The organism is Enterococcus sp. CWB-B31 (genome assembly GCF_020567645.1).
Lineage (GTDB): Bacteria > Bacillota > Bacilli > Lactobacillales > Enterococcaceae > Enterococcus_L.
In genome coordinates this window covers 23,262-36,484 of sequence record NZ_JAJDJW010000024.1, presented here as the reverse complement: position 1 = coordinate 36,484, position 13,223 = coordinate 23,262, and the positions used below count along the sequence as shown (strand labels likewise).

The 13,223-nt window shown below is 38.3% G+C and carries 11 protein-coding genes; 2 read left to right on the top strand and 9 right to left on the bottom strand.

Features of this window, described 5'->3' with window-relative positions; genetic code table 11:
- Window positions 1–636: 636 nt before the first annotated feature.
- The 6 genes from rbfA to rimP form a co-directional block, all read right to left on the bottom strand.
- Window positions 637–987: a 30S ribosome-binding factor RbfA gene (gene rbfA / locus LI954_RS15255; RefSeq protein WP_202067367.1), complete on the bottom strand. Its 351-nt coding sequence runs from the start codon at window positions 985–987 to the stop codon at window positions 637–639.
- Between the two features lie 36 nt (window positions 988–1,023).
- Window positions 1,024–3,681, bottom strand: a complete 2,658-nt coding sequence (gene infB / locus LI954_RS15250; protein WP_229444890.1) for a translation initiation factor IF-2 — start codon at window positions 3,679–3,681, stop codon at window positions 1,024–1,026.
- Window positions 3,682–3,693: 12 nt separating this feature from the next.
- On the bottom strand, window positions 3,694–3,996 hold the full coding sequence (locus LI954_RS15245) for a YlxQ-related RNA-binding protein (protein ID WP_202067369.1): 303 nt from the start codon (window positions 3,994–3,996) through the stop codon (window positions 3,694–3,696).
- The gene (gene rnpM / locus LI954_RS15240; protein WP_202067370.1) at window positions 3,989–4,285 is read right to left on the bottom strand and encodes an RNase P modulator RnpM; all 297 of its coding nucleotides are present in this window, start codon (window positions 4,283–4,285) and stop codon (window positions 3,989–3,991) included. Before rnpM ends, LI954_RS15245 begins: the two co-directional genes overlap by 8 nt.
- Before the next feature lie 22 nt (window positions 4,286–4,307).
- Window positions 4,308–5,528: a transcription termination factor NusA gene (gene nusA, locus LI954_RS15235; RefSeq protein WP_202067371.1), complete on the bottom strand. Its 1,221-nt coding sequence runs from the start codon at window positions 5,526–5,528 to the stop codon at window positions 4,308–4,310.
- A gap of 81 nt (window positions 5,529–5,609) precedes the next feature.
- On the bottom strand, window positions 5,610–6,083 hold the full coding sequence (gene rimP, locus LI954_RS15230) for a ribosome maturation factor RimP (RefSeq protein WP_202067372.1): 474 nt from the start codon (window positions 6,081–6,083) through the stop codon (window positions 5,610–5,612).
- 996 nt (window positions 6,084–7,079) lie between these two features.
- On the opposite strand from rimP, the gene rnhC reads away from it, so the two are divergent.
- Together rnhC and LI954_RS15220 are read left to right on the top strand one after the other, a co-directional pair.
- A complete protein-coding gene (gene rnhC, locus LI954_RS15225) occupies window positions 7,080–8,003 on the top strand; it encodes a ribonuclease HIII (RefSeq protein ID WP_229444888.1) in 924 nt (307 codons plus the stop codon).
- 117 nt (window positions 8,004–8,120) lie between these two features.
- On the top strand, window positions 8,121–8,552 hold the full coding sequence (locus LI954_RS15220; protein WP_229444887.1) for a GNAT family N-acetyltransferase: 432 nt from the start codon (window positions 8,121–8,123) through the stop codon (window positions 8,550–8,552).
- Window positions 8,553–8,702: 150 nt separating this feature from the next.
- On the opposite strand, the gene LI954_RS15215 is transcribed toward LI954_RS15220, so the two are convergent.
- The 3 genes from LI954_RS15215 to LI954_RS15205 all read right to left on the bottom strand — a co-directional run bounded on the left by LI954_RS15215 (window position 8,703) and on the right by LI954_RS15205 (window position 13,211).
- Window positions 8,703–9,428: a hypothetical protein gene (locus LI954_RS15215; RefSeq protein ID WP_229444885.1), complete on the bottom strand. Its 726-nt coding sequence runs from the start codon at window positions 9,426–9,428 to the stop codon at window positions 8,703–8,705.
- A gap of 200 nt (window positions 9,429–9,628) precedes the next feature.
- The gene (locus LI954_RS15210; protein WP_229444883.1) at window positions 9,629–10,609 is read right to left on the bottom strand and encodes a hypothetical protein; all 981 of its coding nucleotides are present in this window, start codon (window positions 10,607–10,609) and stop codon (window positions 9,629–9,631) included.
- Window positions 10,602–13,211, bottom strand: coding sequence for a YfhO family protein (locus LI954_RS15205; RefSeq protein ID WP_229444881.1), 2,610 nt, complete (start codon window positions 13,209–13,211; stop codon window positions 10,602–10,604). Before LI954_RS15205 ends, LI954_RS15210 begins: the two co-directional genes overlap by 8 nt.
- Window positions 13,212–13,223: the final 12 nt, after the last annotated feature.

Sequence of the window (13,223 nt, the reverse complement as noted above, 5' to 3'; positions counted from 1 at the left end):
CGTACCCGAATTTTCTTACTCAACGGCCTTATTCAATACAAATAAAAAACACCGGAGAAGGAGTTCGATTCCTTCTTCCGATGTTCATTGGTGATACTATCAGTCCGATTTGACAAAGAGCCATATTTTAACGATTAGAAGGGCTTTTGGGGATAACCTCTTGTCTCCCACCCGCATAGCAGGTGGATAGCTGCTTTATCCAAAAACACCAATGAAATGAACCCTTTTTTGGGCAAGCATTCCATTGGTGTTTTACTATAAGTTTGGGAAAGAATAAAGTTTCAAACTCTCTTCATATCTAACCCTGAATAAACGGCGGTACAAAAGCAAAAATTCTTTTTGCGACGAGTAACCGCAGGAGCAGCTCCTTTAGAATTAAGCCGAACTATCTCCTGAAAATAGGAGACGCTCCAGGTCCTTCACCCAGTAGGTAACAGGACGTCATCTACTCTGCTAAAGCAATCCTAGTGAAGCCTGTCAACTCTCGTATGTTTCATACGTAGAAATTGAGGTGATCGAAGCGCAGCGTAGTGTATCAATTCTCAGCTATTTATTTTATGACTAGTGTTCCTTGACTAGTTTCGGATATTCCTTCTTAATTCTCGGAGCTGATCGCTTTTGGTCCGACCTCATTTTTTAGTCATCCTGATTCAGTTTGCGAATCAGCTCGTCAATATGATTTCCGTATTCAACAGACTCATCTTTTTCAAAAATCAGCTCAGGCGTCTTGTATAAGCTCAGACGTTGTCCTAATTCCTTGCGAATCAACCCTTTTGCTTTATCCAATCCTTCCTGTGCCTTTGTCTGATCAGATGCCAGGCCAGACAGCAGGCTGTAATAAATCGTTGCCTGCTGCAAATCTCCTGTCACACGAACATCAGTAATCGTAATCCCCTGAACTCTGGGGTCTCTGACACGTTTTCTCAGGATATCATTGATTTCTCTTAATATTTCCTGTCCGACACGTCGGTCACGATAATTTGCCATGTTCTTTCTTCTCCCTTCATTCTGGAGCAGAATAGACTAGTTTCGTTTAATTTCTTCCATAACGAAGCCTTCAATCACATCGTCAACCTTTAAATCATTAAAGTTTTCGACCATTGCTCCACATTCAAATCCTAATTTTACTTCTTTTGCATCATCTTTAAAACGTTTCAGACTCGCAAGCTTGCCTTCGAAAATTACAATACCGTCACGAATAACATGAACTCCGCTGTCTCTGCGAATGGAGCCGTCTGTCACATAACAACCGGCAATTGTTCCAACTTTAGAAACTTTATACAATTCACGAACAACCATCTGTCCTGTAATTTTTTCTTCAAATTCAGGATCAAGCAATCCTTTCATAGCAGTTTCAATTTCATCAATTGCATTATAAATAATTCGATGAAGACGAATATCCACTTCTTCTTGCTCAGCCTGTTGTTTAGCCTGAGGTGTAGGACGTACATTGAACCCAATAATGATGGCATTACTTGCCGCAGCAAGTGTCACATCACTTTCATTAATTGCTCCTACTGCTGAATGGACGATTTTTACCCGCACACCTTCAACATCAATCTTTTGAAGACTAGCAGAAAGAGCTTCCGCTGATCCCTGTACATCAGCTTTGATAATAACATTAACTTCTTTCAGCTCGCCCTCTTTCAGACTTTCAAACAAGTTATCCAGAGTTACACGGCTGTTTGCTGAACGTTGTTCATGCAAGGCCCGCTTCGCTCTTTCTTCCCCTGCCTGACGAGCTGTTTTTTCATCTTCAAGTACGGCAAAACGATCTCCTGCCTGAGGTACATCATTCAATCCGGTAATTTCTACAGGTGTTGCCGGACCAGCAGTTTTGTCACGACGTCCGATATCATTTGTCATCACACGGACACGTCCATAAGTATTGCCGACAACAATCGGATCTCCGACTTTCAGTGTTCCCTGCTGTACCAGTAATGTAGCAACAGAGCCTTTTCCTTTATCCAGACGTGCTTCGATAACCGTTCCAATAGCATGCTGTGTCGGATCAGCTTTCAGATCTTCTACTTCAGCAATCAGTAAAATATTTTCTAATAACTCATCAATATTTTGATTGAACTTTGCCGAGATATTAACAAAAATCGTATCTCCGCCCCATTCTTCAGGAATCAGTTCATACTCAGACAATGCCTGTTTCACATGATCCGGATTAGCACCAGGTTTATCAATTTTGTTCACAGCAACAATGATCGGAACCTTCGCTGCTTTTGCATGGTTGATAGCTTCAACAGTCTGAGGCATCACACCATCATCTGCAGCAACCACTAAAATAGTGATATCTGTGATACTTGCTCCACGAGCACGCATACTGGTGAAGGCCGAGTGTCCTGGTGTATCAAGGAACGTAATTGGCTTCCCTTCAATTTCAATCTGATAAGCCCCAATATGCTGAGTAATTCCGCCAGCTTCGCCTGATGTCACTCGAGAATGACGCAGGGTATCCAATAAAGTTGTTTTCCCGTGGTCAACGTGACCCATGATTGTAACAACAGGAGGACGGCTTACCAAATTCTCTTCTGAAACAGCATCAGGTTCAAAGAATTTATCGATATCTGCAATATCAATTTGTACTTTTTCCTGAGGCTCAATCCCGTAATCTACTGCCAGCAGTTCAATCGTCTCTTTGTCCAATGACTGGTTCTGATTAACCATCACACCCATCATAAACAGTTTCTTGATGATTTCTGCCGGCTCACGGTAAATCTTTTTGGCAATATCCGCTACGTTCATACCCTCTGTATATTCAAGAATTTCAGGAAGCTCCTTGAATTTTCTAGCCGGTACCGGCGGCTTGGTAGACTCCTGGTACTTGCCTTTTTTCCCTTTTTTATTAAATCTGTTACGATTTTGGTTGTTAAAGTTATTGCGGTTGTTTCTGTTTTGACCTCCACCGAATGAATTGCTTCTATTCTGGTTATTAGTGTTGCTGCGGTTTTGATTTTGACTGCTTTGTCCTGCTGCAGATCTGGTTTGACCTTGCTGACCCTGAGTCGGGCGTTGTTGCCCCTGCTGTTGTCCTTGCGGACGATTGTTTTGGTTGGAACGCTGTTGATTATTCTGACCCTGTTGTCCCTGCGGACGGTTGTTTTGATTTGGTCGTTGTTGATTTCCCTGACCCTGTTGTCCCTGTGGACGGTTGTTTTGATTTGGTCGTTGTTGATTTCCCTGACCCTGTTGTCCCTGCGGACGATTATTTTGATTTGGTCGTTGTTGATTTCCCTGACCCTGTTGTCCCTGCGGACGATTATTTTGATTTGGTCGTTGTTGGTTTCCCTGACCCTGCTGTCCCTGTGGACGATTGTTTTGATTTGGTCGTTGTTGGTTTCCCTGACCCTGCTGTCCCTGCGGACGATTGTTTTGATTCAAGCGCTGTTGATTCCCCTGACCTTGTTGTCCCTGTGGACGATTGTTTTGATTTGGTTGCTGCTGTTTGCTCTGATTCTGTTGAACTGCCGGCTTTGACTGAGGCTTTGCAGTTTGCTGAGCTGCAGGTGCCGCCTTTTTTGTAAACGCAGAGCGCAGCTTTGTTTCATCAGACGGGTTGATCGCTCCCATATGATTCTTTACATCTATACCCAACTCATGCGCTTTATTTACAACATCTTTACTTGGTTGATCTATTTCTTTTGCTAATTCATATATTCTCTTTTTTCCCATGCAATCACCTTCCTAGCATTTCGTTAATTCCTTGAATTTCTTAGCAAATCCTTGATCGTTTACGCCAACAATCATTCGCTGTCTGCCAATCGCATGACTAATTTCTATCTGAAGTAATTCGTCATTCCAGGGAATTTCGTAATAAGAACATTTGTCCTTAATTTTTTTGCGTGTATTGTCGCTTGCATCTGCAGCAATAAACACAAATTCTGTTTTATTTTTTTGGATATCTTTCACTGTCATTTCTTCACCAGTGATCAATCTCCCTGCCCGCATCGCCAGTCCAAGTAAATTCAATGTCTTCTCTTTATTCATTGCCAAACAGCTCATTACGTGCTTTTTGATGTTCGACATAAGCCAGCAGTTCCTGATAAAAATCATCAGTCAGTGTTGTTTCCAACACTCGGTCCAGTATCCGGTTTTCCCACGCTCTTTTTATTTCTTCCGGTTCAAGTGCGACATAAGCACCTCTTCCCGGTTTCTTTCCAGAAGGATCAAGAGAAACCTCTCCTTCTTTTGAACGTGTAATACGAACCAGTTCTTTCTTAGGTTTCATCTCTCCGGACACAACAGATTTACGCATTGGAATTTTTCTTTTTTTCATAATATAGTTCCCTCCAAAAACGCTATTTTTCTTCTGCCTGTTCGTTGTCAAATTCTATATTTTCATATTCATCTGAGGTCAAATCAGCTTCCATCACTTCTTGATCTTCTTCATAGCTGTCTTCAAAATTTTCGTTATACTCTTCATCATATACTTCTTCGGAATATTCTTCTCCATCAGCATTTTCTGCCTGTTGAGCATAGAAATCTTCCATCTCTGATTCTGGCTTAATATCAATTTTGAAGTTTGTCAATTTTGCTGCCAAACGTGCATTTTGCCCGCGTTTTCCGATTGCCAGAGACAGTTGGAAATCAGGAACCACAACGGTGCAGGCTTTTGGATTTTCAGCAGCAAAAATTACATCAACTACTTGAGCCGGGTTTAGCGCATTGCTGATAAATACTGCCGGATCTTCATCCCACTCAACAATATCCATGTTCTCGCCTTTCAGCTCGTTAACAATTGCCTGAACACGTTGTCCTTTAGGACCGACACATGTCCCTACCGGATCAACATTCTGATCGTTTGAGCGTACAGCTACCTTTGAACGATCACCCGCTTCTCTTGCAATATTAACAATTTCTACAATACCATCATAAACTTCAGGAATTTCCTGTTCAAACAAACGTCGCAACAAATCCGGATGGCTGCGGCTTACAAACACCTGAGGACCCTTTGACGTATTTTCAACACGGGAAACGTAGACTTTGATTCGGTCATGAGGCTGATAAAATTCATTTGGCATCTGATCTTGTTTGGATAAAACTGCTTCAATCTTGCCTAAATTCACGTAGATATACCGTCGATCCTGTCGTTCAACGATTCCCTGCATGATATCATTTTCGTAAGCGCTGAACTCATTGTAAATAATTGTTCTTTCCGCTTCACGGACACGCTGCAAAATAACCTGCTTCGCTGTTTGAGCTGCGATTCTTCCGAAATCTTTAGGGGTTACTTCAAAACGAATTTTATCACCAACCTCATAAGCTTTGTTTATCGCCATTGCATCTTTTAAAGATACTTCCAATTGTGAATCAAATACCTCGTCAGTCACTTCTTTGACAGCATATACGTGGATATTGCCTTTCTTTTCATCGAACTCCACTTCAACATTATTGGCCTGTCCATAATGTCTTTTATATGCGGAAACCAGCGCTGCCACCAACGCTTCAATTACCGTTTCCTTTTTTATTCCTTTTTCAGCTTCTAATGCATCCAAAGCATTTAACATTTCTTTGCTCATTTTTTATTATTTCCTCCCATATTTAGTCAAAGCTGAACGCATCTGCTTCCATCAATAAAACAGACCGTTAGAAGTTAATACTTAAAACTGAATTGCTAAGCGAGCCTTTGCAATATTTTTTCGATCGATGACCAGTTCTTTTGTTCTTGTTTTCACTTTGACAGTCAGCATTACTGTATCCTTATCAAATTTTTCCATTGTTCCTTCAAACTGCTTTTCACCTTCTATAGCTTGATACAAAGAAACATGGATATATTCTCCTACAGCATTTTCATAATCCTGTTCCTTTTTCAATGGACGTTCAGCCCCGGGAGAAGATACCTCTAGAAAGTAAGCCTGAGGAATTGGATCAGGTTCCACCGCATCAAGCCGTTCACTTAGTTTTTCACTGACAAATGCGCATTCCTCAATATCTATGCCGCCTGTTTTATCAATAAATACACGTAAAAACCAGTTTTTACCTTCCTTGACAAACTCTATATCTACAAGTTCAAAATTCTGCTCTTTTAAGATCGGTGTGACTAACTCGGTAACAGTTTCCACGACACTACTCAAAATTTTCGCCTCCTTCGAGATTGATGTAACGTACCATTGGCAATACAAGGCTCATGATCAATGCCATTAAAAAGAGTGAGCAGAAATCCGCTCACTCCCAATTAGTATCATTACTTGTATATAAGTTTAACATATTCTCCTACAGGAATCAAATAGACTGTATGACTCTTTGCTTAAGCAGAGCCGTTTCCAGAAAAATACCTGATCTTTCACAGAATAATTGTCTTTCTACTCATAAAATCAGCTATCTTTATGTTGTTTTTAATGATCAATTGTAATATGCTGTGCTGACCGAATTAAACCTAAGTTATGCTTCTAACCCAAGAAATACGGAGCATATCCAGCAGTATTACATACGAAACTGCTGGATATACGACGAGCATTTACCAAAAACGCAGGGACAAATTATACAAAAGATCATTAAAATTTAAGAAATCCTTTTTTTTGCAACATCTTTCAATTTCAATGATTGCTTCTTCAGAAAGTACATTTATTTTAAGGTACCAGAAATTATGATCATATATTTGGGAAACCAATAGATTAATATGCTCTATTATAGTATTGCCCTCTTTTCCCAGATTAACCAGATGATAATAAGAAATTTCATTTGTTTCTATCTTCTTTGCTCTATTCATGATCAGAGTCGTTTTCCCAATTAAATATTTTACTTTTAATCTTACCGGATTGCTCTGCAAATTCCAACGTCACGTTTAAAGATAAAGATTCTAATTTACGAAGAAAAAAGCTGCGTACTGAGTAAAGATCTGCAGAACCAATTCCAGTAGTTTATCATAGAAACAATCGCAAGTAACCCGCAGCTGCTTCAAATCCCCAAAAAATGCGATCCTCTTTAAAAAATCAGCTTTCCTAATAATTTGATCAGTCTGTCCCAAATAAGTATTAAGAAAATAGTTCTCTGTTTTAGCAACATAGTTGAGCCTTTCTTTTTTGGGTTAATTATCTTACTATAGAGAAAATAGAGAAAGGACAGAGAAAATGAAACAAAATCAAGTAATCAAAGTATCGAACGAAACGCTTAAAAAAATGGCTGCGGCCTACGAAAAAAATAAACTAAGTAAATCTGTTCCCTATACCCTTTTCACAGCTAAAACCGGAACAACGACTATCACTGCTTATAATTCCGGTAAAGTGATGTTCCAAGGAACCGGTGCAGAAAAAGAAGCCCAAAAATGGGGAAATCCTACGACCTCTGCAAAAACAGCTAACCCTTCCAAATCCCAGCAACTGCCTCCGGGATTTGATCAGCTGTCTGTCATCGGCAGTGACGAGGTAGGAAACGGCAGCTACTTTGGCCCCGTCACAGTCTGTGCAGCCTATGTTGAAAAGAATATGATTTCAAAATTAAAAGCATTGGGCGTCCGCGACTCAAAAGAACTGACAGATGACCAAATCATTAAGCTCTCACATCTGGTGAAGGAATTGATTCCCTACCGTCTGCTTATTTTAGAGCCAAAAAAATACAATGAGATCCAACCAAAATACAATGCCGTACATATGAAAGTTGCACTGCACAATCAAGCAATTTATTTACTGCTGAAGGATTTGGCACCTGTTAAACCGGAAGGCATTCTGATTGATCAATTCACCCCGGAAGGCAACTATCGGAAATATGTCCGCAGCGAAAAAAATCAGGTAACAGAAAAACTCTATTTTATTACTAAAGGAGAACAGTATCACATTGCAGTTGCTGCAGCATCAATCATCTGTCGAGCGGCCTTTCTAGAAGAGCTGCAGAAGGAATCTAATGAATTGGGATATACAGTACCGTCTGGTGCAGGTGCAAAATCGGATCAGGTTGCCTCCCGAGTTTTAAAACAAGGAGGCATGGACCTATTGTCCAACTATGTTAAACTGCATTTTGCCAATACAGGAAAAGCCCAGAAAATTGCAGAGAAATAATAGAACAACCTCTTTTACAGAAGAACCAGACTAAAATACCTCTTATTATGCTGCGTGTTCGCTTTTACTGACAGAGCCAAGCAGCAATTGATCTAAAGAAATTAAGGAGAGATGTATATGATTATTAGGGAAGCAATACTTTCTGATGCCGAAGCTTTACATACAATTAACCAGGACTCCCTTGGCTATGACTACCCGCTGATTAAAACAAAGGAGCAGCTGGAAGATCTTCTTAATTTGACTGATAATAAACTATTCATCTGCACTATTGATGATCAAGTATGCGGTTATATTCATGCAGCGGTCTATCTAACCATTTATGCACCAAAGATGATTAATATACTGGCATTGTCTGTTGATACAGCATTTCAGGGAAAAGGCTGCGGAAAAGAATTAATGCAGTTCGTTGAAAAATGGGCAGCAGCAACAGGAGCAGGCGGAATACGTCTGAACTCCGGTGAAGAAAGAAAAGCAGCTCATCACTTTTATGAACATATAGGCTTTGCAAAACGAAAAAATCAGGCAAATTACTATAAAATGATTGGGTAAATTACATTTGTGCTTGTTAGGAAAAATCTAAAAAAATTTACTGCCCTGAAAAAGTCCGTTTTACCTGTTGATCTCAATGAGCTCAGGCGAAACGGACTTTCTATTCCATTACCAAAATAAGTTCAGTTTAGTTCAGGTAACATTACTTTACTACTTTCTAAAATCTTCCAATACTAGTCCAATTATTGAAACCACCCCATTATCGGCAAACTTCACATAGATTCTCTTACCCAGACTTTCATCCTCTTTTGCAGTTTCCAATGTATCGTATAAATAAATTGTTTCATTATATTTACCTGAAAGTTCTGAAAGTTTCATGGAAAAATCATTTTCCGAAATATTATATGCAGATGCTAGCTGAGAGATCAGCTTCTTTTGATCCTTCCCATTGAATTGCTCTGTAGAGGCAATATTCTTTACAACAACAGCTTCTCGTGTTGAAGAAACTGTTTTCTTTCCCTTGTCAAAAGTATATTTTATCTCTACCTGAGCAGAAATCGGGTAATACCCTTCAGAAGTTTTGAAAACTAAATATTCACTGTAATCAACCTCTGCTGCTGAGGATTGACTATAGTATTGCGTGTAGTCCAACGTCTGATTATCCATGGTCAGCTGCTCAGTCAAAATGCCTGTTGCGTTTTTGAAAGCTTCTGTTAACATCAATTGAAGCTTCTCCTTCATTAACTCCTCTGCCTCTTCCTTAGTCATCTCCCCAATATCATAACTTGGAAATGACTTATCTCGATTTTCCGACCAGATTAATAAGTTGTCTTCTGATGACAACTTATTAGCAGATAATCCATCACATGCTGCTAAAAACCCACATCCAAGTAAGAGTACAAGTAACGAATGAATGATTCTTTTATTAAAAAACATAAATTTTCCCCTTTATCTTAATCAGATCAATTGCTTCTATTAGATAGCTGTTAGCATTGATCAATCGACATAAGAATATACAGCTTAACTAATTCTCTACTGAATTTATTTTAGAAAAATCAAAAAAATTAGTGCTAAAAATACTTTTTTGACAAATGCACCATTTTCCCTCTTTTACTTTCTTTCATTTACTTATTTTTCTAGTCAAATACACTCAAATCCATCTGAATTAGCTGGCTTTGATCAAACTCACCTTCAACAAAGGTTAGACTCACAACCCGGTTATTTTTATCAGTTGGAACTTTATAAAAAGCTAATCCTTCGCTTTCTTCTCCTCTAGAAAGCTCCTCGTCATTCGCCTCAGCCAGTACTTTCAAATTTTCTACAGCTTCTTCTTCTGGAAAGTCTGATTGATTAAGCACTTGATTCCCAATTGTCAAGCTTGTCTTTTTAAACCAGACAGCAGGTTTTATTGAATTTTCGCCCTTATTCAATAGCTTAAACCTTACTGCCAAATACTCTTGATCAATGATTGTCACTTTGCGATAGCCAGTTACTTCAAACCGCATGGAAGCATTTTCTGCAGACATATTGGAGCTGCTGTCAGAAGCAGAACTATCTGAAATCCCCTCACTGTCTGCTGCTCCTTTTTCTACTAAACTATCAGCTGATTGATTAAGAATTTCTACTCTCTTTTCATAATTTCTATCATCTGCTGAAAAATAATTAACTTGTACAACACTATTCTCCGTCGCAATATAGTAAAAGTGAGCCCACATACTCTCATTTTCAAAGCTTGTATTCAAAGTATATTTAAATGCCGGATAGCCATTTACTTCATATTCTTTCATAAAGACATCTTCAAGATTTTCATAACCATATGTCCGTTGAAGTTCTTCTCTTGTCTTTTCAGCGAAATTCTCTAAATCAACCTCTGCTTTTGAAAATGCCAAAATATACATAAAAGAATCACTCTTTGTATCCTCTGCACCAAAAGCTGCTGCATCACCAAAGTTTTCTTTTAATTTTGATTCCGTTTGTATGTCCCAGTTGCTTGGAAGTTGAAATTCAAAGGTATGACCAGCACCATTGAATTTCACTTTTTCATCGGATAATGAATCAGAACATCCGCTAAGGAGAAGCAGTACCATTGCCAGAAATATATATAAATTTTTATTCATTTGATGATTCCTCTTTTCTCCGTATCAATCGATCTTCATACCTTCTATATAGCAAAAATAAAGTAATACAGCCTGCAAAAAGTATGAGACCTGTTTTTAACCCTTGTGGTAAAAAGACAAATTCTATCTCATGAGTTCCAGCAGGAATTGCCAATGTCAAAAAGGCATTTTTGAAGGTTGGTATTTCTATTTTTTCACCATCAATATAGGCAGTCCAACCTGCATCATAAGGAATTGTTGTAAAGAGGACTTGATCCTTTGCCAATTTAACTTTTGCAGTTGCCGTCCTGCCTGTGGTTTCAAATGACACGCCCTTTGCTTGAACTGCTTCAACAGCTTGTTCAAATTTAGTCGAATCTAATAGTAATACATCCGGCTTATAAATTTTAATCATTCTAGTCCCTGTAAATACAGCTTTAACCTCAACCGTTGTTCCTGTTTCATAATCACCCAAATTGTAGTATTGACCTGATGATGTGATAGTAGTCTCCCTTGTCACTCCATTAACTGTTGTTTTAACACTTCCTTCAAGCATGTACATCATATCTGTTGGATAAATGCTTAAGTATGCCTGGTGACCAGCCGGTACATAGACAGACCACGTTATCACTTTTTCTTTTCCAGGACTGATTTCAGTATAGATTTGTTCCTTTCCAGAAGTTGCAACAACTGCATTTTCTATAGTTACTTGTCTTGGCTCCACCACTTCAGTCATTATTTCATTCGTTTCAGCTAAGTGGTTAAATAAAGCAGTTTGATTTTTTACTGCATCTGTTTCAAATATTCCATCATTTGTCAAAATTCCGAGCGGTAAAGCATAGCTGTTTTCATAAAGAGCATAATCACTGCTTTCAGAAATTTTTTCATAGCCGAATTTCATTGGGTCATCTTTAGCAATGTTATACTTGATTCCCAGTAAAGAATCCATGAAAAGTGTATTATTATCATAATTAATTGTCAGATTAGTCCCCAAGGATCGAAAGCCTAAATTATTCAAATACGCTGAAGAATGGCGGTTTCGAATTGAAGAAAACATTGTTACTCCGCTATACCCATGAGTAAAGCTGTCATTCAAGTTTGCCCGATCAAGATTTTCCATTCGATAGAATGTATCATTTTCTTTTTTTGTCTGATTAACCAGCTTTTCAACATCGGAATAGGATTCAGAATAATAATATCTGCCAGGATATCCCCAATCAGCTCCCACACCTGCAATTAAACCTTTTGCATTAAAAAAAGTTTCAGTACTCATTAAAAGAAACAAAAATATCGGTATGTATATCCTCAGTTTATCTGTTTTTCCATATAACAGCAGACAAACCGCATAAAGAGCTAGAAATCCAATCGTCAGATAAAGCGACTCATTCGTGATATAGTTGTATCGTTTAGGATTTGACAAAAGAATTGCTGCAATAAACAGACTACCAATGATTAGTAGTATGTTCATTAGTTTATTTTGATCCTTTTTATCAAAAGCCTCAAATCCATAGCCGCCGAACAAAATGACTAAAAAGGAAAACAGAAAACTAAACCGGAATAAAAACATATTTGGAGCATGCAGACCATGCCAGAATAAATTTAACGGATCAATATAAACACTTGCAATAAGTAGAATGAACAAAGTACCATAGCATAATTTACTCCTTAGAGAAAATTTGTCTGAAACAAAGTAGAAGCAGCAGAAAATAAGTGGAAGCAATCCAATATATATAAAAGGTGCTGATTCATATTTACTGGTGTCATATACCGCAACCATACTTTTTACAATAAAATCCCAGCCCCCTGTATCTGGAGTAAACAGACGATCAATTTTATTTAAACCTTCACCATTGTTTGTTAAATCTAAAATGGTCGGCAGAACTGTAAGCATCGAAGCGCCACCAGCTAATAAAGAAGTAATCATATATGGGTAAATCGTTTTTTTATAACGAGACCAGTCAATAATTAAGTGCATGCAATAATAGAGGAAAGAAAAAACACCGATCATAAATGCCATATAAAAATTGGAAAGAAACAATAATAAGTAGCTCAAAAATAGAATTCCCGGCTTCTTTCCATCCAGTATTCGGTGAATTCCCAAAATAATCCAAGGCAAATAGACAAAGGCATCCAACCACATAATCACTGGTGAATAAGCAACAGTATATCCCATCAATGCATAGGTGCTGCTAAAAGAAAGCTGCTGCCAGTGTGACATCTTTTTATATGTCTGTTCCGCAAACACATAAAAAGATAAGCCAATAAAGCCAAATTTTATTAGAGTAATCACATAAAGTGCATCTGGCATAGCTGCATTATCAAACAAAGCAACTAAAGGTGTGAATATACTATTCACATAATATGCTGCAAATGCCCAGTAATTTAATCCTAGGGACCCGTACCATGTATAAAACATACTTTGTTCTCCATGAAGCACATTATTGAAACTGGCATGAAAATTGGAATATTGAGATAAAGAATCACTTGCCATGATACTTCGCTCACTACCTATGTATATCCCATTCATAGAGTAAACAATTATCATAATGATGACAGGTATTAAAAAACTCAGGATCAAAACCAACCAATTTTTCTGGATATATCCAACAATTCTTTTTTTCATATACAGTTCACT